The organism is Sphingobium sp. Z007, from assembly GCF_900013425.1.
GTDB lineage: Bacteria > Pseudomonadota > Alphaproteobacteria > Sphingomonadales > Sphingomonadaceae > Sphingobium.
In genome coordinates this window covers 931,352-955,739 of the sequence record NZ_FBXK01000005.1, presented here as the reverse complement: position 1 = coordinate 955,739, position 24,388 = coordinate 931,352, and the positions used below count along the sequence as shown (strand labels likewise).

Annotated in this window: 21 protein-coding genes and 2 tRNA genes; 9 read left to right on the top strand and 14 right to left on the bottom strand. The window is 63.6% G+C overall.

The genetic code is table 11. From position 1 onward, the window contains the following. Positions 1–44 precede the first annotated feature (44 nt). From CEQ44_RS12590 to CEQ44_RS12580, 3 genes are all read right to left on the bottom strand, one after another. Entirely contained in the window at positions 45–1,022 is a 978-nt protein-coding gene (locus CEQ44_RS12590; protein ID WP_088182797.1) for a glycosyltransferase family 2 protein, read from the bottom strand. Between the two features lie 138 nt (positions 1,023–1,160). Beyond that, on the bottom strand, positions 1,161–2,765 hold the full coding sequence (tig, locus tag CEQ44_RS12585) for a trigger factor (RefSeq protein ID WP_088182706.1): 1,605 nt from the start codon (positions 2,763–2,765) through the stop codon (positions 1,161–1,163). Positions 2,766–2,824: 59 nt separating this feature from the next. Continuing rightward, positions 2,825–2,909: transfer RNA gene (locus CEQ44_RS12580), tRNA-Leu, on the bottom strand. A 136-nt stretch (positions 2,910–3,045) separates the two neighbouring features. On the opposite strand from CEQ44_RS12580, the gene CEQ44_RS12575 reads away from it, so the two are divergent. From CEQ44_RS12575 to CEQ44_RS12565, 3 genes are all read left to right on the top strand, one after another. Further along, entirely contained in the window at positions 3,046–3,243 is a 198-nt protein-coding gene (locus tag CEQ44_RS12575; protein WP_088182707.1) for a hypothetical protein, read from the top strand. Positions 3,244–3,441: 198 nt separating this feature from the next. Next, positions 3,442–4,047 (top strand): sigma-70 family RNA polymerase sigma factor, encoded by a 606-nt coding sequence (locus tag CEQ44_RS12570; protein ID WP_088182798.1) that lies wholly within the window; start codon positions 3,442–3,444, stop codon positions 4,045–4,047. Further along, entirely contained in the window at positions 3,965–4,993 is a 1,029-nt protein-coding gene (locus CEQ44_RS12565; RefSeq protein WP_088182708.1) for a FecR family protein, read from the top strand. The genes CEQ44_RS12570 and CEQ44_RS12565 overlap by 83 nt, the downstream gene beginning before the upstream one ends. A 3-nt stretch (positions 4,994–4,996) precedes the next feature. Here CEQ44_RS12565 and CEQ44_RS12560 read toward each other — a convergent pair whose 3' ends face one another. The 6 genes from CEQ44_RS12560 to CEQ44_RS12535 all read right to left on the bottom strand — a co-directional run bounded on the left by CEQ44_RS12560 (position 4,997) and on the right by CEQ44_RS12535 (position 11,448). After that, on the bottom strand, positions 4,997–6,739 hold the full coding sequence (locus CEQ44_RS12560) for an MFS transporter (protein WP_088182709.1): 1,743 nt from the start codon (positions 6,737–6,739) through the stop codon (positions 4,997–4,999). Positions 6,740–6,741: 2 nt separating this feature from the next. Continuing rightward, on the bottom strand, positions 6,742–7,488 hold the full coding sequence (locus tag CEQ44_RS12555; RefSeq protein ID WP_088182710.1) for an FkbM family methyltransferase: 747 nt from the start codon (positions 7,486–7,488) through the stop codon (positions 6,742–6,744). Further along, positions 7,485–8,630 carry a glycosyltransferase family 4 protein gene (locus CEQ44_RS12550; protein ID WP_088182711.1) on the bottom strand — a complete coding sequence of 382 codons (1,146 nt, stop codon included), beginning with the start codon at positions 8,628–8,630 and terminating at the stop codon, positions 7,485–7,487. Before CEQ44_RS12550 ends, CEQ44_RS12555 begins: the two co-directional genes overlap by 4 nt. Further along, entirely contained in the window at positions 8,627–9,922 is a 1,296-nt protein-coding gene (locus CEQ44_RS12545) for a hypothetical protein (RefSeq protein WP_176400223.1), read from the bottom strand. Before CEQ44_RS12545 ends, CEQ44_RS12550 begins: the two co-directional genes overlap by 4 nt. Next, positions 9,919–10,671: a methyltransferase domain-containing protein gene (locus tag CEQ44_RS12540; protein ID WP_088182712.1), complete on the bottom strand. Its 753-nt coding sequence runs from the start codon at positions 10,669–10,671 to the stop codon at positions 9,919–9,921. Before CEQ44_RS12540 ends, CEQ44_RS12545 begins: the two co-directional genes overlap by 4 nt. Before the next feature lie 75 nt (positions 10,672–10,746). Then, positions 10,747–11,448, bottom strand: a complete 702-nt coding sequence (locus tag CEQ44_RS12535; protein WP_088182713.1) for an NAD-dependent deacylase — start codon at positions 11,446–11,448, stop codon at positions 10,747–10,749. Positions 11,449–11,538: 90 nt separating this feature from the next. Here CEQ44_RS12535 and dapB point away from each other — a divergent pair, with 90 nt between their 5' ends. From dapB to CEQ44_RS12515, 4 genes are all read left to right on the top strand, one after another. Continuing rightward, positions 11,539–12,303, top strand: coding sequence for a 4-hydroxy-tetrahydrodipicolinate reductase (gene dapB, locus CEQ44_RS12530; RefSeq protein WP_088182714.1), 765 nt, complete (start codon positions 11,539–11,541; stop codon positions 12,301–12,303). After that, the gene (gene nth, locus CEQ44_RS12525) at positions 12,304–12,966 is read left to right on the top strand and encodes an endonuclease III (RefSeq protein WP_088182715.1); all 663 of its coding nucleotides are present in this window, start codon (positions 12,304–12,306) and stop codon (positions 12,964–12,966) included. A 101-nt stretch (positions 12,967–13,067) separates the two neighbouring features. Continuing rightward, positions 13,068–13,454, top strand: coding sequence for a hypothetical protein (locus CEQ44_RS12520; RefSeq protein WP_088182716.1), 387 nt, complete (start codon positions 13,068–13,070; stop codon positions 13,452–13,454). Positions 13,455–13,527: 73 nt separating this feature from the next. Beyond that, positions 13,528–13,604, top strand: a tRNA-Arg gene (locus CEQ44_RS12515). A 109-nt stretch (positions 13,605–13,713) separates the two neighbouring features. On the opposite strand, the gene CEQ44_RS12510 is transcribed toward CEQ44_RS12515, so the two are convergent. The 4 genes from CEQ44_RS12510 to CEQ44_RS12495 all read right to left on the bottom strand — a co-directional run bounded on the left by CEQ44_RS12510 (position 13,714) and on the right by CEQ44_RS12495 (position 20,059). Next, positions 13,714–14,208 carry a methylated-DNA--[protein]-cysteine S-methyltransferase gene (locus tag CEQ44_RS12510; RefSeq protein ID WP_088182717.1) on the bottom strand — a complete coding sequence of 165 codons (495 nt, stop codon included), beginning with the start codon at positions 14,206–14,208 and terminating at the stop codon, positions 13,714–13,716. Between the two features lie 74 nt (positions 14,209–14,282). Continuing rightward, positions 14,283–15,695 (bottom strand): efflux transporter outer membrane subunit, encoded by a 1,413-nt coding sequence (locus CEQ44_RS12505; RefSeq protein WP_088182800.1) that lies wholly within the window; start codon positions 15,693–15,695, stop codon positions 14,283–14,285. 5 nt (positions 15,696–15,700) lie between these two features. Beyond that, positions 15,701–18,874: an efflux RND transporter permease subunit gene (locus tag CEQ44_RS12500; protein WP_088182718.1), complete on the bottom strand. Its 3,174-nt coding sequence runs from the start codon at positions 18,872–18,874 to the stop codon at positions 15,701–15,703. 3 nt (positions 18,875–18,877) lie between these two features. Then, positions 18,878–20,059: an efflux RND transporter periplasmic adaptor subunit gene (locus CEQ44_RS12495; protein WP_088182719.1), complete on the bottom strand. Its 1,182-nt coding sequence runs from the start codon at positions 20,057–20,059 to the stop codon at positions 18,878–18,880. 122 nt (positions 20,060–20,181) lie between these two features. Between CEQ44_RS12495 and CEQ44_RS12490 the strand changes: the two genes are divergently transcribed. Continuing rightward, positions 20,182–20,766, top strand: coding sequence for a TetR/AcrR family transcriptional regulator (locus CEQ44_RS12490; protein ID WP_088182801.1), 585 nt, complete (start codon positions 20,182–20,184; stop codon positions 20,764–20,766). 294 nt (positions 20,767–21,060) lie between these two features. Continuing rightward, entirely contained in the window at positions 21,061–21,219 is a 159-nt protein-coding gene (locus CEQ44_RS24425) for a hypothetical protein (protein WP_176400224.1), read from the top strand. Between the two features lie 15 nt (positions 21,220–21,234). Here CEQ44_RS24425 and CEQ44_RS12485 read toward each other — a convergent pair whose 3' ends face one another. Further along, the gene (locus tag CEQ44_RS12485) at positions 21,235–24,123 is read right to left on the bottom strand and encodes a pitrilysin family protein (RefSeq protein ID WP_088182720.1); all 2,889 of its coding nucleotides are present in this window, start codon (positions 24,121–24,123) and stop codon (positions 21,235–21,237) included. Positions 24,124–24,388: the final 265 nt, after the last annotated feature.

Below are 24,388 nucleotides of genomic sequence, written 5' to 3'. Positions count from 1 at the left end.
CAAAAGGCGAATGGTTCAAGGGGGAAGGCGCGTGACGTTGCGGGTCAGTCGCGACGGGCGAAGTCGGCTGGCGCGCGGAAGGCGAGATAGGCGAGACGTCGCACCTCGCGCCGGCCCCGGACCACGGTGTCGAGGATGAGGCCGCACATGGCCGAGAGGGTCGCCAGGATCATGAGGCCGGTCACCAGGATGGCGGTCGGGAAACGCGGGACCAGGCCGGTTTCGATATAGGTGACGATGAGCGGTGCGGCGAGACCCAGGCCCAGCGCCGCCAGGAAGGCCGCGATGATGCCGAAGAAGAGGACCGGCCGCTCGATGCGGTAAAGGGTGATGATGGTGCGTAGAATACGGAAGCCGTCGCGATAGGTGCTGAGTTTGCTGACCGATCCTTCGGGACGGGCGCCATAAGCAGTCATCACTTCGGCGACCGGCATGGCGAGTTCCAGCGCATGGACGCTGATTTCCGTCTCGATCTCAAAACCGGCGGACAGGACCGGGAAGCTCTTGACGAAACGGCGCGAGAAGACGCGGTAGCCAGAGAGGATGTCGGTGAAACTGCGGCCGAACAGTTGCTTCAAAAGGCTGGTGAGCGCCCAGTTGCCGAAGCGGTGGCCACGGCGATAGGCTGCTTCCACCTGGTCGCGGCGGCAACCGACGACCATGTCGAGATTATCCGCCAACATGGCGGCGATCATCGCTGGGGCGGCGGCAGCCTCATAAGTCGCGTCGCCATCGGCCATGATATAGATGTCCGCGTCGACATCGGCGAACATGCGGCGCACGACATGGCCCTTGCCTTGCTGCCCGACGCGGCGGACGATGGCCCCTGCCCCGGCGGCAAGCTCCCGACTGCTGTCCGTGCTGTTATTGTCGAAGACGTAGATGTCGGCGGCGGGCAATGCGCGGCGGAAATCCTCCACCGTCTGCACGATCGCGCCGGCTTCGTTATAGCAGGGTAGGATTACGGCCACGCACGGGGTCGCTACGGCCGTTTCGCTGTTCACCGCGGGAAATTCCTTCATCGTCGTCCCATGCCCCTGCCCTTTGCCGCCTTGCATCGGACATCATCCTTAATATTTCGTCTGCCATGCCAGACCCGAAATGAAAAGCGCCCGCGCTTCACGAGGAAGGCGGGCGCTCATTCTATCGGGTAGAAAGGCTTATTCGGCCTTGGCGGCGGCCTTTTTGGGAGCAGCCTTCTTCTTGGGCTTCTCTTCGACGGTCGCGTCTTCGGCTACGGCTTCGTCCTTCTTGGCGGCGGCCTTTTTCGGCGCAGCCTTCTTAGGCGCGGCTTCCTCAGCGGCGGGCGCGTCGGCGGCCGGGGCTTCGGCTTCGGCATCAGCCTCTACCTTTTTCGCAGCCTTCTTGGCCTTGGGCTTTTCGTCATGATGGTCATGACCGCAGTCGGGGCCATGGACGTGCGGCTTGATATCGCCGTCCTCGGCTTCGATCGCCGCTTCCAGCTCTTCCTTGGTCACGGCGCGGTCGGTGATTTCGGCCTTTTCGAACAGGAAGTCGACGACCTTGTCCTCATAGAGGGGCGCGCGCAGCTGGGCGGCGGCCATCGGGTCCTGGCGGACATATTGCACGAAACGCTCGCGATCCTGCGGGCCGTACTGTTGCGCGGCCTGCATGATGAGGCGGTTCATTTCCTGATCGTTGACGATCACGCCATTGGCCTGGCCGATTTCCGAGAGAAGCAGGCCCAGGCGGACGCGGCGCACGGCGATGGCGCGATAGTCTTCCTTTTCCGCTTCCATTTCGGCGATCGCGGCGGCCGGATCTTCTTCATGGGTCGCTTCATGCTGAAGCTGTTGCCAAATCTGCTCGAACTCGGCCTCCACCATGCTGGGCGGCACGTCGAAGTCATGCGACGCGGCCAGCTGGTCGAGCAGCTTGCGCTTCATATGGGTGCGGGTGAGGCCGTTATGTTCCTGCTCGATCTGCCCCTTGAGCAGTTCCTTGAGCTTGTCGAGACCTTCCAGACCCAATGACTTGGCGAACTCTTCATCGACCTTGGGCTTGTCGCCGTTCAGGATCGACTGAACGGTGACGTCAAAGGTCGCGGCCTTGCCAGCCAGATGCTCTGCGCCATAATCTTCCGGGAAGGTGACCTCGATGGTCTTTTCCTCGCCCTTCTTGACGCCGGTCAACTGCTCTTCGAAGCCGGGGATGAACTGGCCGGCGCCGATCTTGAGATTGACACCCTCGGCCGAACCGCCTTCGAAGGGTTCGCCGTCAACCTTGCCAACGAAATCGATCTTCAGCGTATCGCCGTCCACGGCCGCATGCTCGGCGTCATATTCTTCCAGCGCGCCCTGCTGCGTCGCGATGCGGCCGGCGGCCTCATCGACCTGCGCATCAGCGACTTCCACGGTCAGGCGTTCGAGTTTCAACCCTTCGATGCTGGGCGCTGCGATATCGGGCAGCACTTCCAGCGCGACCTTGATCTCTGCGTCTTTGCCAAATTCAAAGCCTTCGTCGAGTTCGACAGACGGCTGCATCGCAGGACGCAGCTTCTGATCGGCGATCAGCTTCTGGATGCTTTCCTGGATCGAATTGTTCAGGGCGTCACGCTGCAGCGATTCACCGTGCATCTTCTTGACGAGGTTGGCCGGCACCTTGCCGGCGCGGAAGCCGGGCATGCGCACCTGCGGTGCGATCGCCTTCACTTCCTTGTCGACACGGGCGTCGATATCCTTCGACGTGATGGTTACGGTGTAGGCGCGCTTAAGGCCCTCGTTCAACGTCTCGACAGTCTGCATCTCTTCTCTCAAACGCTTTCTTCAGCTGAATTTCGATGGCTTTGCCGCGAGCGGCGCACTGGTGCGGGCGAAGGGACTCGAACCCCCACATCTTGCGATACCAGAACCTAAATCTGGCGCGTCTACCAGTTTCGCCACGCCCGCATCGGTCGCCGGTCGGCGCGGCATAGAGAAAAGCGCGATGAGAGGCAAGGGATTGTGGAACGGCTCTTTGGAACCGCCCGTGCCGCCCGAACGTAGAGGTCATGCATTACACATGCGTGACAGAGGAGAGACAGCGATGGCTACCCGCCCCGATACCGGACCCGACGGCGTTCCGCCGCCCGATACGATCCAGCCCCAGACACCCGATGAGCTGCCCGCGCCCGACACGCCTGTCGAGACGCCGATGACGGAGCCGGACGAGATTACACCGGTTGGGCCGGATTATGACCAGCCGGACAGCGCGCCTATGGAGCTGCCACCGCCGCCTGATTGAGGCGGTGGGGCAGGCCGTACGAAACAACTGTGCGATTGCCGCCACATATCCACAATTTTTTTACGATAGCAGGAACTTTTTTGGTCGATTGCCCTGATTATGACCATCTCGCGTCTGGACAGCCCCCTGCATCCATGATTGAAATGTGACATAGAAAAGAAAAGCGGAGAGGCCCGGCTGAAAAAACAGGGGGTCGTCGTGCAACGGGTTCGCGCTAAACTGGAATGGTTCAAGACGGTCATCTTACCGCAGGAAGCCGCCCTTCGCGGGCGTCTGCGGCGGATATTGCCATCCACCCATGAATTGGAGGACATGGTCGCCGAGGTCATGACCCGCGCCTATGCCACGGAAAATTGGGAGAATGTGACGACCGGGCGCGCCTATCTGTTCACTATTGCCCGCAACCTCGTCATCGATACGGCGCGCCGCAACAAGGTGGTCAGTTTCGAGACCATCGCCGACCTGGAACTGCTGGGTGGCGAGAATAATATCGAGGCCCAGTTGCACGCCCGCGAAGCGCTGCGTCAGGTGGAGGCGATCGTCGAGTCGCTGCCAGCACAATGTCGCCGCGTCTTCATTCTTCGCCGTATTCACGAAAAATCGATGCTGGAAATAGCGGAGGAGATGTCCCTGTCCGTTTCTACTGTTGAAAAACATCTGGCCAAAGCCATCGCGATAGTTATGCGGGCCTGGGCGGAACGGGAAGAAACGGACTTCGAGCGTGCTGGCGTCGGAACCAAGTTCAAGCTGCGGGAACAGGGACGCGATCGAAGCGGAAGCCGCGCGCCTGCTGGCCCGGCTTAACAGCGCCCCTACGCCAGAAGACGAAGCCGAGATTTGCGCCTGGGTCGAGAGCGATCCGCGCCATGGTTTAGCCTTTGCCCGCGCCGAAGCCGCGTGGGAAGCCGCCGAGCGGCTGAAAAGCGCCGCCGCCGATATAAGCCTGCCCCCGTTAGCCGCGATCGTCAGCGAGGAGCAGCAGCGCCGCTTGTCGCGCAATATCATGATCGCCGCCGCCGTTGCGGTGCTCTTCTTCCTGGTCGCCGCAATCGTCACGGTTCGGACTTTCAGCGGCATCGACCGTTACGAGACCGGCATTGGCGAATATCGCGACATCGCGCTGGACGACGGGTCCATTCTACATCTCAACAGCGACAGCGAGGCGGAAGTGCGCTTCACGTCGAATGGCCGCAAGGTGCGCATCATGAGGGGCGAGGCCTCGTTCGACGTCGCCCATGACCGCAAGCGCCCGTTCGATGTTGAGGTCCGGTCCGCCATGATCCGCGCGGTCGGCACCGCCTTTAACGTGCGGATGCGGCCCTCTATGGTCGAACTGACGGTGACGCAGGGCATCGTGACTGTCCATTCCGGCGGCGGCACAGCGCAGAAGGTGGCGGCCGGCAGCGGCGCAGTGATTCAGCCGCGCAATGTCGCGCTGACCCGGCTTGGCCCCAAGCTGATCGACCAGCGCACCGCCTGGCGCGAACAGATGGTCGAATTGGACGGTGAGACGATCGAGCAGGCGGCGGGGGAGTTCAATCGTTACCGCGCCGCGCCCATCCTGATCGGCGATACGCGGGTCTCATCGCTGCGGATCGGCGGGCGGTTCCGCACCAGCGACAGCCGGGAATTTCTGTCGGCGTTGCAACTGAGCCTGCCGATCCGCGCCGTGCATGGGGAAGATGGATCGGTGATGCTGCTGTATCGCGACGAATATCCGGCGCCAGCGGACGATAGCGCAGCGCCGTAAATCCTACATCGCGTTGTCGGCGATGGTCAGGGCGTCCTCAAATGTTTCTGGCAGCGGCGGCTGGACGGGGCGATCGCAGCCTTCCTCCTTCATATGGGCGCGCAGGGCATCCATTCGACCGAGGTTCCAGCGGGCGAGCGGCACGCCCAGCGGCCGAAATTCGGCGCGGTCGAACAATTGGACAACATAGGATTCGCACAGCGCATCGACCTGCTCCAGCGTGAGCATGCCCAGGTTCATCACCATCGGCTTGCCCGGCACGCCATTGCGGCCCCGCACCAGATCGGTGACATAAAGGCCGCCGCGCGGATCGACCAGTACGACATCAGCCTCGCTCGAATCGATCAGCCGGTGGCTGGCGGCATAGGGTTCGACGAAAACATGGGTGCGCCAGACCAGGAAACTGCTGGCGAGGCCGGTGATGACCAGGCCGATCAGGAGCGGCCGCAACGCGCCCTGCGGTCGGAAGCGCGCCCAGCCAAGGCCGGCGAGCAGGCAGAAAGGCCCGATAAAGCCATGGGCATAGCGGAAGCCCCAGCCATAACCCTGCGCCAGCGCCAGCAGGCTGCCCGCGAGACAGCCAAGCGCCAGCGGCAGCGCGATTTCCTGGCCGCGGATCATGGTGCGCCAGCGCATGGCGGCGATGCCGAGCATGGCGAGCGGCACCATAAGGATGTTGTTCCAGGCGACATAGCGGGTGAGGTTCACCAGCGGCTGCCAGCGATCGCCAAGTCGTTGGAACAGGCTGCCGACCTTGTCGGCGACGCCGGCCGACGGGCGGACATCGGCCGGCGCGCCCAGGGCATGCAGCAGGAAACCAGGCCAGAGCTTCGCCCAAATGATGACGATCGCCACCAAGGTCAGCGCGTGGAAGGCCGCGACCGTCCAGCGCCGGGCGAGCAGCATCCACAGGATGAAAGGGGCGATGAAGATGGGCGGGAAATGCCATTGATGCAGTCCGGCGGCGATCAGGGCAATCAGGCCTGCGCTGACATGGCCGATCACGCCGCCACGCAACACCAGCGCCAGCCAGACCATGTTGAGTGCGAAATGGCCGGTCATGGCATAGGGGGTCATCGCCGTGACCCAAAGCTGACTGGACGAGAAGCCCAGCAATATCGTGACCCAGACCGCGTCGGGACGGTCAGGCATCAGGTGCAGCGCCACGCGCCATAGCGCGAACAGGCCCGCCATCAATAGCGCCGGGCCAGCCAGGTTGGGATCGCCTAATTGCCAGAATAGCGCCTGGATCGCGCTGTTCACCGGCAGATAGGCCGCCGTCCAATAATCCGCCGCGCCGAAGGGGGAGAAAAATTCCGGCATGATCGCGCGGCGATAGGGTTCCCATTCGACCGGGATGGGGCGCGCGAACAGTCCTTCGCGCATATAGGCGGCGGCGAAGCGGGCGACTTCTTCGTCCCGGCTGATCGCATAATCCTGAAACAGGGCGTAGTGGCCTGCCCAGGCGGCCATGCCCAGAAGCACGATCAGCGGCACGACGATCCGGGCGGTGGGGCGTGGGAGGGTGATACCCCTCCCCTCCGCCCACGGCGCGGCCAGGGCCAGCAACAGCAGCGATCCGAACAGGGCGGGGAAATCCTGGTCCAGCAGCAGGATCACCGCCAGGCTGATGCCCTGCCGATAGGTGACGTGCCACAGGAAGGTCGCGCCCAGCCACAACGCCAGCCCGATCGCGCCCGCCAGAAACAGGCGGCGGGCGCTGACGATGCGGCTCCCCTGCCCCATGGTCAGGCCTGAACCAGGGTCCGGTTGACGAAAATGCCGTCCATTTCGACCAGTTTTGGGAAATGCCCCTTATTATTGGCGAAGAAGGCGGACGGCACGAAGCCCCGCGCCTCCAACCAGTCGATCATCACCCGATAACCGGCGCCGCCTTCATAGATAGGGCGGACGCCCAGTTCGGTCTGGATTCCCAGCATGGTGGTCAGGACATCACCTGCGCCTTCGCAGACGGAGAGGTCATGGCCCTGCGTATCCATTTTCAGGAAGGGACGTGCAAAGCCATGCTGCGCCGTCAGTTCGGGCAGCAGCGTGTCGAGGCGGCGGCATTGCATCTCCACCGTCTTCGTCACCTTGTTGCGGTCGACAAAGATAGCGTCCTGCGCGTCAGATGGCTTTTTGAGCGAGCTGAACTGGTCGGCGGCCATGATGTTGAAACTCGCCGTGCCGTCGAAATCGGACAGGGCCATGTTGAAGACATGCCAGTGCCGGTCGGACGCCGCCTGCTTTTGCAGTTCGGCAAAGACGTTCGGGTTCGGTTCGAACGAGAGGATCAGCCCCTTATAACCTGCATCCCTGCGCGCCGTCGTCGCATATTGGCCGCGATTGGCGCCGACGTCGAAAAGGCAATCGACCGCAAAAGCCGAGAGGAAGCGCTTCAAGGCCTGGATTTCGGGATATTGATGGACCCGGCCTGCTGCGGCAAGGCGCAAGGCGAGGATGCGGTCGCTGAGTTCGCGGCGATAGCGGTTCATGCGCCACCGGCCAGCACGGTTTTATAGATGCCGATCGTCGCCACGGCCATGTCCTTCCAAGTCCCCATATCGTCACCATAGGCGCGCGCCCGTGCGCCATGGCCTTGCCTGATGGCCGCGCTTTCGATCAGCGGCAAGAGGGCTTGGGCGAGCGCAGGCGCATTTCCTGCGCGGGCGCGGACGGCGACATCGTCGGGCAACTGGCCGAACATGCCCGCGTCCGACGTCACCATCGCCTTGCCGTGGTGGAGCGCGGAGAGGAAAGCGCCGCTGGAATCGATATGGCGGTAGGGGAAGGCGATCATGTCGGCGCGGACCATATGGGCGTCGAGCCGGGATTCGGTGAGGAAGCCGAAGTCGGTGACGATGCGGTCAGCGAACCCGGCCTGGGTTACCGCGTCGAGCAAAGGGGCTACATCCATGAAGGGCTTGCCGGCCAGCACCAGTTCGAAGGCGTGACCCGCGCGCCAGAGCTGGAGGCAGGCTTCGACGAGGATATCGACGCCCTTATAGGGACGGATGGTGCCGAAGAAGAGCAGGCGCGGGGCTGTGGGCACCGGGATGGCGGCGAGGTCGGACGGGGTTGCGGGGGCGAGGCGCATCGGCGGGTGCGGGGCGACATGGATGCGGGCGGAATCAATCCCCTGCCCGACCAGCGCGGCGCGGGTCGTGTCGCCATGGACGATCAGGGCATCGAACAGGTCGAGCAGCGCGCGATAGCCGCGGCCCTGGACGCCAGCATCGGCATGATAGGCGTCGGCATTGTGGACGGTGTGGACCAGTGCGGTGCGGCCTTTGAGCCGTTTGAGCAACAGCGCGTCAGCCGGGGCAAGCGGGAGCCACTGGGCGTGGACGATGGCGGCGTCGGTGAGCGGGCCGATCTCGCCCAACGCGCAGGCGAGGGCATATTCCGCCGCCTTGGCGATGCGGAAGGCAAGGCCTTCGCCCAAGCGCGCGCGCAGGGCTTCGCTGCGGCGAAAGAAGTTGGTCTTGTAGGCGTAGTCCATCGGCATGATCGCATCGGTGGGGCGCATGGGGCGGCCGAGCAGGATGACGTCCGCGCCCTCCCCCGCCAGCGCGGCGCACAGGCTGTCATCGTAGCGCCCGGTGAAGAGCGAGGGATCGAGCATCGCGACCTTCATGCGCACATCAGCCTGTGCAGCGAGACAATGTGCAGGCCGGCCACCGCCAGTAGGGTGAGCGCATAAAGGCCGAGGAAGGCGAGATCGAAGGGGTCCGGCCAAAGCAATAGCGCCAGCGGCGCACTGGCCAACGAGCCAAGAAGGAAGGGGAGCGAGCGGGCGAAGAGTTCGGCGAACCGGCCGAGCGCCGCCTGCACATAGACCGAAACGCAGAGCAAAGTCAGTGCGAAGAGCGCCACGATGATGAGGGTGATATCCGCCCGGTCGATCGTCGCACGACCGTCGAACAGGATCGCGAACAGCCGGTCGCCCGCCAGCAGCAGCACCGCGGACAGGCCGAGCGCGAAGATCATCGCCGCGCCGAGCGCGCGTCCCAGCAAGTGGCGCAGACGGGCGCGGTCACCGGCATGATAGGCGCGGGTGATGCGCGGCAGGGCGGCCTCCACCGTCGCGCGGACCAACATGGACAGCGATCTGGACATCTTGAAGAAGAAATCGAAGACCAGCATCGGCCGGGGATCGCTGGTCACGAGCGCGATCGTGAAATAGGGCGCGTTGTAGGCGACGATATCGGAGACGGTGAAGGCGGCCGACGCGCCGATGTCGCGCAGATAATGGGCGCGGACATGCCCGCCGCCGACGCGGAAGGCGAGCCAGTGGCTGCGCTTCATGTCCAGACGGCGATGGACATGGCCGATCGCATAGCCGATCACGACGATGCTGACGCCCAGTTGCAGCGCCACCGACAGGCGCGGGTCCATGCCGGCGAGCATCGCCAGCAACAGGGCGATCGTCACCACGCGCCGCGCGCAATCCAGCCCTTCCCAAAGGAAATTGCCATCGACCGCCGCCAGCGCCCGCTTGGCGAGCAAGGCCGGGAGGTTGAGGCAGGCGGAGAGGAAGAAGAGCAGGAAGAGCAAAGGCAGGCCGGTCGAGAGCCAGCCCAAGGCCAGCGCGGCAATCAGGATCAGGCTGGCGCCCACAACCAGCAGGCCCAGGAAGAAGAAGAGGACGCCCATTTCCTCCAGCCGGAAACCGCCATCACCTTCTGCACCACCCAGCCAATGACGGCGCAGCCGGGCATAGATAATGCTGGTAAGGCCAAATTCGGCCGAGATGGTGAAATTGCCAAAGGCGACCAGCAGCAGGAACGCCTGAAACTCCGCGATGGGCAGGACGCGCACGAAGACGAAGGTGACCGCGAAGCCCCAGATCAGCACCAGCCCGACATTGGCGAGCTTCACCAGCGCCAGGAAGCGGGCGGACCCTTCCAGCCGCGCGAGGCGGCTCACCGTGCGGGTTCTCCACCCGGCTTGCGCGCGCGGAACAGGCGATCGTCCAGGCCGTGGAAATGGCGCGTGTCGGTGTCGATCGCGGCGGCGGTGATTTCTTCCAGATCGAAGCCGGCGGCGCGGATGCGGTCGGCGAAATCGGGGCCATATTGGCGGACATGATCCCATTGGCCAAAGCGGCGTTCGCGTTCGCGCGGCGGTATGTCGAAGCTGCCATCCTCGGTCGGCCTGTCCCATAATGGCACGATCAGCCAGGCTTCGCCGCCGGGCTTGAGGGCGCGATGGATGTTGCGCAGCACGGCCCGGTCATCGGGCACATGCTCCATCACATGGCTGGCGTAGAAGAGGTCGTAGCGGTCGCTGTCGGAGAGGTCCATCAGATCGACTTGGGCCATGTTGGCGACGGTGTAGCGCGATGGGTCTAGATCGGCGGGGGTGTAATCGGCGGCAGTGGAGAAGCGGCGGACCAGGCTGGCTTCGTTCGGGGCCATGTGCAGGATCGCGCCGTCTGTCGGCACCTTGAGCGTGCCCTGCTGGATCAGCCAGTTCATCAGCCGCTCGCGCGGGGACGCGCCGCAGGCCGGGCAGCCCCATTCCGGGTTATCGCCATAGCGGAAGAAGCCGACCACGGCAGAACCGCAGGCCGGGCAGCTGCGGGTGGCGCGCGCGCCCAACGCCTTGCGCAGTTTCAGCGCCGTTTTCGTCAGATGCTTGCCGGCAGCCTTGGCCACCCGCTGGACAGTAATCACCGATCGCTCCGCGCGGTTGTGGGGAAAGGCCGCGCTATACTATAAGCGGCGGGCAATGCGAGGGGGTTTCCCTTTTTAAGCCAACAAGTCCCGCACGAGGTCCGGCACCAGCACGCTTGCCGCGCCGAGACGCGTTTCGTGGAAATAGATGCTGCCGGCCGACGGATCGAGATTGAGTTCCAGCGTGCGTGCGCCGACATGGCGGGCGGTCTGGACGAAACCCGCCGCCGGATAGACCGCGCCTGACGTGCCGATCGACACGAACAGGTCCGCGTCGCGCACGGCCGCGTCGATCCGGTCCATCTCGTACGGCATTTCGCCGAAGAAGACGATGTCGGGGCGCAAAGCCGGCTGGTGGCACCCGTCGCAGGGCGCGCCGGGCGGCAAGGCTTCGGCCCAGGGGACCGCCTTACCACAGGCTGCGCAAAGCGCCGATTTAAGTTCGCCATGCATGTGGATAAGGCGCTTGGCCCCTGCCCGTTCATGCAGGTCATCGACATTCTGGGTGACGATCAGCAGGTTGCCCGGCCATGCGGCATCGAGCGCGGCCAGCGCCTGGTGCGCGGCATTGGGCTGGACCTCCGCCAGCTTGGCACGCCGTTCGTCGTAAAATCGATGGACCAGCGCTTCGTCGCGGGCCAGCGCTTCGGGGGTGCAGACATCTTCGACGCGGTGCCCCTCCCACAGGCCATCGGGACCGCGGAAGGTGGCGAGGCCGCTCTCGGCGGAAATGCCGGCGCCGGTGAGGATGACGATGTTGTGGATGTCATGGGTCATGACCGGCTTTTAGAAGACGTGGCAAGGGATGACAAAGCCGTTCCGCTCTGGCATCCGCCGGACCACTCTATGGTAACGGAAGCGTGGATTATGACGACGATCGGCATTTTCGGGGCGGCGGGGCGGATGGGCCGGGCGATCGCGCAGGCGGCGGCCGATGCGGGCCTGGGCATTGCGGGCGGCACCGATCGCGATTCCGTGGGCGAGATCGCGCCGGGCATCGCCATGACCGCCGATCCGCTGGCGCTGGCGCAGGCGAGCGAAGTATTGATCGATTTTTCGGTGCCGGGTGCGCTCAGCGGGCATCTGGACGCGTGTATCGCGGCGCGCAAACCGATCCTGATTGGCACGACCGGCCTGGAGCCGGTGCATCATGCTTTGATCGATGAGGCGGCCAGGCATATTCCGGTGTTGCAGACGGGGAATACGTCGCTGGGCGTCAACCTGCTCGCCGCGCTGGTCGAGCAGGCGGCGGCGGGCCTGGGCGATGACTGGGATATCGAGATCGTCGAGATGCATCATCGGCACAAGGTCGATGCGCCGTCCGGGACGGCGCTGCTGTTGGGCGAGGCGGCGGCGCGGGGGCGCGGGATCGCGCTGGCGCAGCATAGCGAACGCGGGCGCGACGGCATTACGGGCGCGCGGGCGCAGGGCGCGATCGGCTTTGCCGCGGTGCGCGGCGGATCGGTCGCGGGCGATCATCAGGTGATCTTTGCGGCCGAAGGCGAGCGGATCGAGATTGGTCATCGCGCGGAAAACCGCACCATCTTCGCACGCGGGGCGGTGAAGGCGGCGCGCTGGCTGGTGGGGCAACCGGCCGGCCGTTACGACATGAAGGGCGTGTTGGGGCTGTAGATGAAAAAGGCCGATATCTTCGACTTTTTCAGCCGGCTCGCCGAAGCCAATCCCGCGCCGGTGACGGAGCTGGAATATGGCAATCCCTATCAGTTGCTGGTCGCGGTGACGCTGTCGGCGCAGGCGACCGATGTCGGCGTCAACAAGGCCACACGGGCGCTGTTTCGCGCGGTACAGACGCCGCAGCAGATGGTCGATCTGGGCGAAGAGGGATTGAAGGCACATATCAGGACGATCGGCCTGTTCAATACCAAGGCGAAGAATGTCATAGGCCTGTCGGAGATATTGGTGCGTGATTTTGGTGGCGAAGTGCCGGAGGATCGCGACACGTTGACCACCCTGCCCGGCGTCGGGCGCAAGACCGCCAATGTCGTGGTCAACACCGCCTTTGGACAGGAGACGTTCGCGGTCGATACCCACATCTTTCGCGTCGGCAATCGGACGGGGCTGGCGCCGGGCAAGACCGTGCTGGCGGTCGAGCAGAAGTTGGACAAGCATGTGCCGGGCCCGTTCCGCCGCGACGCGCATCACTGGCTGATCCTGCATGGCCGTTATGTGTGCAAGGCGCGGCGACCCGAATGTTGGCGCTGCATCGTTGCCGACCTGTGCCGGTTCAAGCCCAAGACGCCCGCGCCGAAGACGGTGTCTCCGAAGGCCGCCTAAGCTCGCGTCCGTTCTCCCGCTGTTCAGCCTTGGCGCGTTATCCGTCAGACGGAAATAGACGCGTTGTGCCGTCGATTCGGCATAATATGAGGAGAGAAGCCATGTCCATCTTTGCCCCTGCCCGGCTCGCACTGGGCCTGGCGCTGGCCTGCGCCGCCCTGCCCGCCATCGCCAAGGACAAGCCAGACCGTTATGTGGCCAAGGGCGAGCCAGTCAGTTGCGTGCCAATCCAGTCGATCCGATCGACCAATGTCCGCGACGACCGCACGATCGATTTCATCATGAATGGCAACAAGGTCTATCGCAACATATTGCCCAATAGTTGCCCCAGCCTGGGCTTCGAGAAGCGCTTCCTCTATAAGACCAGCCTGTCGCAGCTTTGCTCGGTCGATATCATCACCGTGCTGTGGAATGGTGGCCCCGGATTGCAACAGGGCGCAAGTTGCGGCCTGGGCAAGTTCCAGCCGATGGAGAAGGCCCCGAAATAAGATCGGTCGGGGCGATTTTGACGCTGGCGCAGCGCGATGGACTTTGCTACCCGCGCCTCCTGACCAGCGTCATGCACCCATAGCTCAGCTGGATAGAGCGTTGCCCTCCGAAGGCAAAGGCCACTGGTTCGAATCCAGTTGGGTGCACCAGTTTTTTTCCTTAATCGCCGGGCGGTCATATCCGTGACCCCGGCTTTTCGTATAGGATCGGGCGACCGCTCGGCCTTGCGAGCCCTGACGGGTTCAATGTGCAACCCTCCTATCTCACCGCTGACATGCTCCGTTCGAAATCGAGCAGCCAGCGCTTGGTTTCCATGCCGCCGGCAAAGCCGGTCAGCGCCCCGTTCGCGCCGACGACGCGGTGGCAGGGGGCGATGATCGAGATGGGGTTGCGGCCATTGGCTGCGCCGACGGCGCGGGATGCCGTGGGGCGGCCGATGGCGTGGGCGATGTCGCCATAGCTGCGCGTCTCGCCGAAGGGTATATCGAGCAGCGCCGCCCAGATCAGTTGCTGAAAAGGCGTGCCGCGAAAGTCGAGCGGGATGGTGAAGGCACGCCGCGTGCCCGCGAAATAGTCCGTAAGTTGCGCGTGCGCCATCAGCAGGATGGGATGATCGATCCGTTCTTGCCGTGCTGGCAGCCTGACGCGAGCCGGATCGTCATCTTCCCATAAGATAGCAACGAGGCCGGTATCACTCGCCACCAGTGTCAGTGCGCCGACCGGCGAGGGGAAAATACTGTAGTCCAGGGTCATTGTCGTCTCCGCTATGCACCCAAGTCCATAGCGGAGATCGATCGGCGTTGCTTCCCGCAGCTTGCGGCCAAAGCCTATTTCAGGCCGCCGCCCATGGCGCGATACAATTCGACGATGTTGCTGGCGCGGGTTAGGCGGGTGGTGAGCAGGCTCTGCTCCGCATTGTATAGCGAACGCTGCGAATCCAGCGTGGTCAGGAAACTGTCCACACCATAGCGGAAACGCGCTTCGGACAGCATGTAGGCGACCTTGGCGGAATCGCGCAGCGACGTCTGCGCTTCAAGTTGCTGGCTCATAGTGCCGCGGCGGGCAAGCGCATCGGCGACTTCACGGAAACCGGTCTGTACGCTTTTTTCATAGGTGGCGAGCATCGCATCATAGGTCGCCCTGGCGTAGCGCAGATTATTCTTGTTCCGACCGAAATCGAAAATCGGTAGCGTTGCGCTGGGCGCGACCGACCATGTGTCGCTGCCCGATTTGAACAGGCCGGACAGGCCCAGGCTGACCGTGCCGAGCGCCGCCGTCAGCGAGACATTCGGGAAGAATGCCGCCCGCGCCGCACCAATATTGGCGTTTGCGCCAAGCAGTTGATGTTCCGCCGATGCGATGTCGGGACGACGCAGCAGGACGTCGGACGCAATGTCCGCCGGCAGATTTTCCAACGTCGCGCCTGTCTGCGGCAAGGCATCCGGCAGGTCGGCCGCCGGGACGGTCGTGCCCGCCAGAAGGTTGAGCGCATTTTGATCCTGCGCCACAAGCGTCGTTGCCTGAGCGATATCCGAGCGAGCCTGATCGTAGCTGGTCTGCGCCTGTCGCACTTCCAGCTCCGACGCGATCCCCTTGGCGAAGCGCGCCTTGTTCAGTTCCAACGTCTTGCCGAAAGCCTGTTCCAGATCGCGGGCGATGCGCAGCCGTTCCTGGTCCGCGGCCATGGCGAGCCAGGCATTGGCAGTTTCCGCGATCAACGCGATCTGCGCCGCGTTGCGGTTTTCGACGCTCGCGAAATATTGCTCCTGCGCCGCCTTGGTCAGGTTGCGAACCCGGCCGAACAGGTCGATTTCCCAGGACGAGATGCCCAGTTGCGCCTGATAGACGTCGGTGTTCAAGCGCTGGCTCTGCCCGAACTGGACCAGCGGTTGTTCCGAATAGGTCGCCGTACCCGTGCCCGCGACGGTGGGCAGCAGATCGGCCCGCTGCACCTTATATTGCGCGCGCGCCTGTTCAACATTGGCGACCGCAAGACGAAGATCGCGGTTATTGGCCAGCGCGGTTTCGATCACGCGCGCCAGACGGGCGTCGGTGAAGAAATCGCGCCAGCCGGTATCCGCCGTTACCGCTGCGCCCTGCCCACCGTCGACGGCATAGGCTGGACCTTGCGGACTGGTCGCGGGCACCGACAGTTCCGGCCGCACATATTTGGGTGCCATGTCGCAGGCGGCCAGGGCCAGCGAGAGAGTGACGGCGCCCAGCGCTTTTACGTTGCGCATGGTTTTCAAGCCTCCTGCGGGGCGTTGGGGGTCGCCCGATCGCCGTCCGCCTCATGATTATGATGTTCACGGAACAGCCGCTTGACGACGGTGAAGAAGACGGGGACGAAGAATATCGCCAGCAGCGTGGCCGACAACATGCCGCCGACCACGGCCCAACCGATCGCATTCTGACCGCCTGCGCCCGCGCCGTTCGATAGGGCCAAGGGCAGCACGCCAAAGATGAAAGCGAAGCTGGTCATCAGGATCGGCCGCAGGCGCAATTTGCCGGCTTCCAGCGCCGCCTTTGCCGGCGACATCCCCTCGCGCATCTTCTCTTCGGCGAACTCCACGATCAGGATCGCGTTCTTGGCAGAAACGCCGATGGTCGTGATGAGACCGACTTGCAGGTAGATGTCGTTATCCAGCCCCGCGAGCGTGGCCGCGATCACCGCGCCCAGCACGCCCAGCGGCACCACCAGCATCACCGCGATGGGCACGGACCAGCTTTCATAGAGCGCCGCGAGGCAGAGGAACACGATCAGCATGGAGAGCGCATAGACATAGGGCGCCTGACCACCGGAGGTGCGTTCCTCATAGGAAATGCCGTTCCAGCTGTAGCCGATGCCGGCGGGCAGCTTGGCGGCATATTCCTCCATGGCCTGCATCGCCGTGCCGCTGGACACGCCGGGAGCCGGTGCACCCTGAATGTTCATCGACGGAACGCCGTTGAACCGTTCCAGACGGGCCGGACCCTGCACCCATTCAGTGGTGGAGAAGGCCGACAGCGGTGCCATCGCCCCGCTGCTGCCGCGCACATGGAAGGCGTTGATGGCGTCTGGCGAGGTGCGGAAGGGCGCATCGGCCTGAACATAGACCCGCTTCACGCGATCACGATCGATGAAGTCGTTGACATAGGCGCCGCCCAGATTGGTGCTGATCGTGTCGTTGACGTCGGCCTGGGCAATACCCAGCGCGCCCGCCGCTGCCTGATCGACGTTCAGCTTGAGCTGCGGCGTATCCTCCAGACCGTTAGGGCGGACCTGCGCCAGACGCTTGTCGCCCATGGCCATGCCCAGCAACTGGTTGCGCGCGGCCAGCAGCTTCTCATGACCCAGATTGCCCTGGTCGAGCAGTTGGAAGTCAAAGCCCGATGCGTTGCCCAGTTCCTGCACCGCAGGCGGCACGAAGGCGAACGCCATGCCTGACGAGATCTTCTGGAACGCCATATTGGCGCGCAGGGCGATGGCAGGCACCTGATTGTCGGCGCCCTTGCGGTCCTTCCAATCCTTCATGCGGGAAAAGACGATGCCCACATTCTGACCCTGGCCGACAAAACCGAAGCCGGCGATGGTGAAGACCGCCGAGACATTCTTCTTTTCATCCACCATATAATGGTCGCGCATTCTGGCCAGAGCGCGCTCCGTTTCCTCCAGCGTGGACCCGGCTGGCAAAGAAACCTGGTTGATGATGATGCCCTGATCCTCATCCGGCAGGAAGCCGCTGGGCAGGCGCAGGAAGATGAAGGCCATGCCGACCACGATCAGACCAAAGGCCAGCATGGTGCGGCCCCAACGCCGTTCCACCTTTTCGACGCCCTGGCCATAACGGACCACACCCTTGTCGAACGTGCGGTTGAACCAGTCGAAGAATCGGCCGAAGACTGAGCCGATCGGCCCGTTCCAGCTATGTCCGGCCGATGCGGGTTTGAGGATGGTGGCGCACAGCGCCGGGGTCAGGATCAACGCCACCAGCACCGAGAGGATCATCGACGAAACGATCGTGATCGAGAACTGGCGGAAGATGACGCCGGTCGAGCCGCCGAAGAAAGCCATCGGCAGGAACACGGCCGACAGGACAAGACCGATGCCGATCAGCGCGCCGCTAATCTCGTCCATCGACTTGCGCGCAGCTTCCTTGGGGCTGAGCCCTTCGTCCTGGATTAGACGTTCGACATTTTCGACGACGACGATCGCATCGTCGACCAGCAGACCGATCGCCAGCACCATGCCGAACAGGGTCAGCGTGTTGATGGTGAAACCGGCCGCACTTAGTATCGCCAGCGACCCCAGCAGCACCACCGGCACCGCGATCGTCGGGATCAAGGTCGCGCGCCAGTTTTGCAGGAACAGGAACATGACGACGAAGACCAGCAGCACGGCTTCGAACAGGGTATGGATGACCTGTTCGACCGACAGCTTGACGAAGGTCGAATTGTCGACCGGGAAGTCATATTTCACCCAGGTGGGGAAATTCTTCGACAGCTGATCGACGCGGTCCTTGACCGCCTGCACCGTATCGAGCGCGTTGGCGCCCGGCGCCAGCTTGACGCCGAAACCCGATGCCGGATGGCCCTGGAATTTTACGCCGAAGCCGTAATTTTCCGCGCCCAGTTCGACACGCGCCACATCGGACATGAGCACCACGGAGCCGTCGCTGTTGCTGCGCAAGCGGATGTTGCGAAACTCCTCCGGCGTGCGCAGGCGCGACTGAGCGGTGACGGTGGCGTTGAGCGCCTGCCCCTTGGGCGAGGGCGATCCGCCGATTTGACCGGCGGAAACCTGCGCATTCTCGGCGGTGATCGCGGACTTCACGTCGCCGGTGGTGACGCCCAGATTGGCCATCTTGTAGGGATCGAGCCAGATGCGCATCGCATATTGCGAGCCGAACAATTGCGTATCGCCCACGCCGGTCACGCGGCTGATCGGGTCTTGCAGATTGGACGCGATAAAGTCGGCCGCGTCCTCCTGGTCGTGGATGCCGTCATCGGCATAGACCGCCATGATGAGCAGGAAGCTGGAGGTCGACTTGCCGACGCGCAGACCCTGCTGCTGCACTTCCTGCGGCAGGAGCGGCGTCGCCTGCGACAATTTATTCTGCACCTGCACCTGGGCAATGTCGGGATCGGTGCCCTGTTCGAAGGTCAAGGTGATGTTGAGATTGCCCGACCCGTCGCTGGTCGAGGAGAAATAGCGCAGATTGTCGATGCCCTTGAGCTGTTGCTCGATAATCTGGGTGGTGGTGCTTTCCAGCGTTTGCGCGTTGGCACCGGGATAGCTGGTGGCGATGGTGACCGCGGGCGGCGCGATTTCGGGGAACTGCGCGACCGGCAGCGACCGCATCGCGAGCAGGCCCGCGAGCATGATGACTATGGCGATGACCCATGCGAAAATGGGTCGGTCGATAAAATAGCGGGCCATGGTTTAGTTCGCCCCGCCCTGGGCCGACGGCGCGCCCTTTTGCCCGTCGGCCTGGGTCGCCGTTACCTGTTGCGGCGCGCCGGGCTTGACGACCGTGCCGGGACGCAGGTTCACGAGCCCTTCGACGATCAACCGGTCACCAGCCTTCAGACCGCCCGTCACGATCCACTTGTCGCCGACGGCGCGATCGACCGTCACCTGGCGTATTTCGACCTTACTATCCTTGCCCACGACCATGGCGGTCGCCCGGCCACGGGGATCGCGACTGATGCCCTGTTGCGGCGCCAGGATCGCTTGCGTCCGCTGCCCCTCCACCAGCTTTGCGCGGACATACATGCCGGGCAGCAACAGGCCATCGGGGTTGGGGAAGGTGGCGCGCAAGGTTACCGCGCCTGATGTGGGATCGACGGTGACTTCGGAAAATTGCAGGCGGCCCTCGATCGGATAGACGCTGCCATTGGGCAGCAGCAACTGGATACGCGCGCCATCGGCCTGGCTGACGCCGCCGCTCTTCATCGCCTGCTTGAGGTCGATGATCTGTGCGGCCGACTGCGAGACATCGACATAGACAGTATCCGTGCGCTGAATCGTCGTGAGCGCGTCGGCCTGCCCCGCCTGCACCAGGGCGCCGGGCGTAAAGAGCGAGCGGCTGATCCGGCCTGAAATGGGCGCGCGGATGCGGGTGAAATTCTGATTTACCTGCGCCGCCTGGACTGCGCCACGTTGCGCTGCAACATCGGCGCGCGCCTGTTGGGCCGCGGCGTCCGCGTCATCATATTCCTGGCGGCTGACAGCGTTGATGCCGACGAGATCTTTGTAGCGCTGCGCCTGCAACCCGGTCGATCGGATCGCGGCATTGGCGCGCGCGAGCGAACCCTGCGCCTGGGCCAGCGCGGCGCGATAGGGCGCATCATCGATTTCGTAAAGAAGCTGACCGGCGCGGACATTGCCGCCTTCCTGGAACAGGCGACGACGGATGACGCCGCTGATCTGGGGTCGCACTTCGGCGGTCTCGAATGCGACAATTCGGCCCGGAAGTTCATTGATCAGCGGCGCCGATTCGACCTTGAGCGTGACCACGCCAACGGCAGGCGGCGGAGGCGCTGGTGGCGGACTTTCGCCGCAGCCGCTTAGCGCCAGAGCCGACGCGCACGCCAGCAGACCGATGATTGTCCCCTTTTGCATCGTTTGAATATCCGTTTCGAATTAGGGATCAAAGATATGGAATGAACATTCATTCCGCTTGCCGGGCAGGTACGATCATGGCTATGGGATTTCAAGAGGCAAAAAATGTTGAAGGGGTGGACGTGGTTGCAGTGCAGCAAGAAAAAAACGGTCGTGTGCGCATTTTGACGGCCGCCCGTAGCTTATTCGACAGCCATGGATTTCACCAGACCGCTATGGCCGAACTGGCAGTTGCCGCCCAGGTTTCGGTTGGCCAGATATACCGCCTGTTCAAGAGCAAGGAAGATATAATCGAGGCGCTGGTCCATGACGATGCGGATGAGTGGTGCCTTGAAATGGCGGAGATTCAGGCGCGGCTGGATTCGGATGAATTGACGATAGAGGAGACGTTCGAACAATTGCTGTTGCATACGATCGACGAGAAAGACGAGGCCCTGTCCTTTGACATATTGGCCGAAAGTTTCCGCAACCCCGCCGTCGCCGACACGATTGGCGCGATGTGCCAGCGGTTCCGCACCTACATACGCTATTTCGCCTGCGCGGCCAATGACAAGCTGTCCGGCGATGCGCTGGACGCCGCGGAGGAAATGATCCTTGCCTGCCTTTTCGGGCTGGGCCACCGCAGCCTGTCGCGGCCACGGCTGTCGGCGAGCAGCGCCGCCCAGCGCACCGCACAGATGATCGTCGCCGCGCTGCGCGGAGTTTAGCGCTTTCGCCCCGCGCGTAGGCTCATGCCTGGCAGCGCAAGGCGTAAAGCCCGGCGGGCTGTATCCGACCGGTTCGGGCCACTGCCGGCAGGGCCATGAGCGCAACCGTCCTGTCGCGATGCCATAATGACGCGCGGCGCTAGCACGGTCCGCGCGCGAGGGCCGGCTAATCCACTACACCACCCTACCGCACCAGGATCACCATCTGCCGCACGGCGTGCGCACCCTCATAGGCCAGCGCAACTTATTGATGTCTAATCCATTTATCCGCCCGACCATGATGGGAGGCCATGAATGAAAACGACGCCTTGTTTTGACCGGCGCTATTTCGCGGAACGGCTGGAAAGGAACCGCGAACTCGCAGCGCAATCCACCAATCCCGCGATCCGCGACCTCCACCTGGAATATGTCCGCCTCTACGAACAGTTGATGGAGATTCACGAACCAGCGTGATGCGGGGCGGCGCGATCAGCGCGCCGTCACCCCTTCGGGCAGGACGACCGTCGACCAGCTCTTCCCCGGCACCAGATATTTCGCCGCGAGCGCCTGCAATTGCGCAGGCGTGACGGTGAGCATGTCCTGAGACATGTTTTTCATCGCATCGACATAGCGTGCGTCATGGGTCGTGCCCTCCATCTGGTTCATCCAGAAGGCGTTGCCGGTGCTGGCCCGCATCAGCAACTGCCGCATCGGCGCGACGGCGCGTTGCAGTTCGTCATCGCTGACCAGCGTCTTGGCGAGATCGGCCGCCGTGTCCTTCACCACGCTGTAGAAATAGGCGATCTTGTCGGGCCGGACCTGGCTGGTGACCAGGATGTAGCCGCCGCTTTCGTAGGAGAAGGGCCAGTTATTCTGGACGCTGGGCGAGTAGGCCGCGCCTTCGGTAGAGCGCAGCTTGTCGAACAGGCGGTCGTTGAAAATCTGGGTCAATATCTCTAACTGGCGTGCTTCCTTTTGCAGTTCGAAGCCACCCGCCGTCGGCCAGGCCATGACCGCCGCCGCCTGTTCCTTATCGCCCTTGTGCCGCAGAACAACCGGGGTTTCGACATGGGCGGGGAAGCGCATCGCCCGGTTGATCGGGGGAACGGGCACGTCAGGCCGGGCCGGCAGAGCGCCGAAGGTCGCGGCGACCGCCTGGATCGCCTCGTCGGCCTTTACCTGGCCGAAAATCTGCACCTCGATCGGCCCGGAAGCGAGGATCGGTTCCCAAGTCGCGCGGAACGCCTGCGGCGTGAGCGCTTCTATCTCCGCGCGCGACGGGGTGCGGAAACGCACATCCTTGTCATGCAACAGCCAGTTGAGATCGCGGCCCAGCACCGAGTCCGGCGCGCGCGACATGGCGTCATAGGCGACGATCGCGCCAGTCTTCACCCGCGCAAGCGGCGCCGGGTCCCAGCCCGGCTCAGCCAGCTTGGTCGCGAAGAGGCGCAGTTGATCGCGATAGTCGGCGGGACGGGTCACGGCCTGCATCTCAAAAGCGTCGTCGTCGATCGAGAAATCCATGCCCATGCGGCGGCCGTTGGTCAGGTCGTCCAGTTCGCGCTGGCCCAGCTTACCGATGCCGCCCGCCACCAGCGCATAATCACCAGCCCAGCTGGCGACCGGCTTGGTCGGCGAGAAAGCCTGCTGCCCATGGCCGAAGCGGACGTTGATCCGCACCTTTTCGGTTTCCGCATCATTGGCGAAGAGGGTCAGCTTGACGCCGTTGGCAAAGGCGATGCTTTCCATGCCTTGAAGCCCGACCGGGGTCCGCGACACGACCGTTCCGGGCGGGCCGAGCTTGGGCAGGTCGTCCATGGTCACCGCCTTGTCGGCGAGACGGGCGTTGGTGGCCGCCTTCACCGGCGCAGCGACCGCGGCGGCGAGCTTGGCGTCGAGGCCGGGCTGGACCTTGCCCGTGACCATCAGCGCGCGGAATACGCCTGCGGAGAAAAGACGACGGGTGGAATCGAGGATTTTTTCCGGGGTCATGGCAGGCTTGCCCGCCCGGAAAATCTCGACGGCGGCCTGCGGGCTGACGGTGGTTTCACGAATGTCCACGGCGCTGACGAGATCGCTGGCCTGCTTGGCGCCCGGTTCCGTATCCGCATTTTCGACCTGGATATTGAGCGCGGTATCCATCTGCGCATATTCGCGCTCGATCTCCGCCACGCTGGGCGGCGTCGCCTTCGCGTCCTCCACAACGGCGCGCACGTCGGCCAGCGCCTTCTCCCAATTTTCGCCGGTCGGAATGATCGTCATGAAGGTGCCGTCGACCGAGCGGCTGACATCCTGCTGCTCGACGCCTGCTTGCAGGAAGCTGCCGCCCGCGCGCGCCGCCTGCTCCAGCCGGCGGCTGATGATCTGCAGCGCCAGCATGTCGGTCAGCTTGTCCTGATTATAAACGATGGTGTCGGCATGGGGCGTCCATGGCCGCAGCCAAGCCAGCGTCAGACCAAGCGGCACGCCTGGTTCCACCACCACGCGCGTTGCGGGCCGCTTGGCGTCCGGCGCGCCGAAATCGGGCAGCGGCGCGCCCTTTCCGGGAACGGCCCAACTGGCAAAATTATCCTTGATGAGCTGTTCGGCCTGCGCGGGGTCGATATCGCCTGCGATCGAGATGACGGCGTTTTCCGGGCGATACCAGCGCTGGTGGAACGCCTCCACCTTGGCGGCGGTCGCGGCGGTCAGCGTCGCCACGGTGCCGATCGGCGCATGGTCGGCGAGCGGCTGGCCTGCGAAAAAATGCAGCCGACTGGCGTCGGACATGCGCATTTGCGGGCCATCGCTTTCACGCCGTTCGGCGAGCACCACGGCGCGTTCGGCATCGACGGCGCTATCCACAATATTGGGATCGGTCATCATGCCCGATAGAATTTTCATGCTCTCCGTCAGAGCCGTCGGGGTCGCCTGCGGTAGATCGAGAGCATAGGTGGTGCCGGTTGGCGTGGTCTGCGCATTGCTGTCGCTGCCAAAGGTAACACCCAGCCGCTGCCAGATGCGTTTGGATTCGCCGTCGGGCACATGGCGCGATCCGCGCATGGAGAGATGTTCGATGAAATGAGCGTAGCCCAACTCGTCGGGCCGCTCCATCAGGGATCCGGCGTCAATCCGCAGGCGGACGGACACCTGCCCCGGCGGGACGCCATTGCGCCGGACAGCGTAGCGTAGGCCGTTGGATAAAGTGCCGAAACGCCAGGCCGGATCGATCGGCACATCGCTGTTTTCGTAGAGCCATGGTCGGGTCTGCGCCTGACCGCTGGCGTTCGCCTGCGTGGCGGCGGGTGCGGTGTCGGTTCGCGCCGCCAGTGGCGCGCCCGACAAAAGCAGGGCGATGACGGAAAGCGAAGCGGCCGAACGGCGGGGGATAAAATGCATAGGCGGCGAAGCCTAACGGCATTTTCCTGAATGGCCACTGACAAAGCGGTCATGTCAGGGCATAGAGTTTGATGACTTTATGTTAACTTGCTTCGTCATTGCGAGCGCAGCGAAGCAATCCAACGGCGCGCGCCTGGATTGCTTCGCTGCGCTCGCAATGACGATTCATACAAAAGTCATCACGCTCTAAGCCGGGTAAACGCACCGTCCGGTTCGAGCGGGTCGAGACGCGTTTCTCGACTTCGCTCGAAACGAAAGGCGTTTA

What these genes read in the sequence shown, in the direction of transcription:
- CEQ44_RS12590 (WP_088182797.1), bottom strand. Translation starts at nt 1,022, where the DNA reads ATGAAGGAATTTCCCGCGGTGAACAGCGAAACGGCCGTAGCGACCCCG.
- tig (WP_088182706.1), bottom strand. Translation starts at nt 2,765, where the DNA reads ATGCAGACTGTCGAGACGTTGAACGAGGGCCTTAAGCGCGCCTACACC.
- CEQ44_RS12575 (WP_088182707.1), top strand. Translation starts at nt 3,046, where the DNA reads ATGGCTACCCGCCCCGATACCGGACCCGACGGCGTTCCGCCGCCCGAT.
- CEQ44_RS12560 (WP_088182709.1), bottom strand. Translation starts at nt 6,739, where the DNA reads ATGGGGCAGGGGAGCCGCATCGTCAGCGCCCGCCGCCTGTTTCTGGCG.
- CEQ44_RS12555 (WP_088182710.1), bottom strand. Translation starts at nt 7,488, where the DNA reads ATGAACCGCTATCGCCGCGAACTCAGCGACCGCATCCTCGCCTTGCGC.
- CEQ44_RS12550 (WP_088182711.1), bottom strand. Translation starts at nt 8,630, where the DNA reads ATGAAGGTCGCGATGCTCGATCCCTCGCTCTTCACCGGGCGCTACGAT.
- CEQ44_RS12535 (WP_088182713.1), bottom strand. Translation starts at nt 11,448, where the DNA reads ATGACCCATGACATCCACAACATCGTCATCCTCACCGGCGCCGGCATT.
- dapB (WP_088182714.1), top strand. Translation starts at nt 11,539, where the DNA reads ATGACGACGATCGGCATTTTCGGGGCGGCGGGGCGGATGGGCCGGGCG.
- nth (WP_088182715.1), top strand. Translation starts at nt 12,304, where the DNA reads ATGAAAAAGGCCGATATCTTCGACTTTTTCAGCCGGCTCGCCGAAGCC.
- CEQ44_RS12520 (WP_088182716.1), top strand. Translation starts at nt 13,068, where the DNA reads ATGTCCATCTTTGCCCCTGCCCGGCTCGCACTGGGCCTGGCGCTGGCC.
- CEQ44_RS12510 (WP_088182717.1), bottom strand. Translation starts at nt 14,208, where the DNA reads ATGACCCTGGACTACAGTATTTTCCCCTCGCCGGTCGGCGCACTGACA.
- CEQ44_RS12505 (WP_088182800.1), bottom strand. Translation starts at nt 15,695, where the DNA reads ATGCGCAACGTAAAAGCGCTGGGCGCCGTCACTCTCTCGCTGGCCCTG.
- CEQ44_RS12500 (WP_088182718.1), bottom strand. Translation starts at nt 18,874, where the DNA reads ATGGCCCGCTATTTTATCGACCGACCCATTTTCGCATGGGTCATCGCC.
- CEQ44_RS12495 (WP_088182719.1), bottom strand. Translation starts at nt 20,059, where the DNA reads ATGCAAAAGGGGACAATCATCGGTCTGCTGGCGTGCGCGTCGGCTCTG.
- CEQ44_RS24425 (WP_176400224.1), top strand. Translation starts at nt 21,061, where the DNA reads ATGAAAACGACGCCTTGTTTTGACCGGCGCTATTTCGCGGAACGGCTG.
- CEQ44_RS12485 (WP_088182720.1), bottom strand. Translation starts at nt 24,123, where the DNA reads ATGCATTTTATCCCCCGCCGTTCGGCCGCTTCGCTTTCCGTCATCGCC.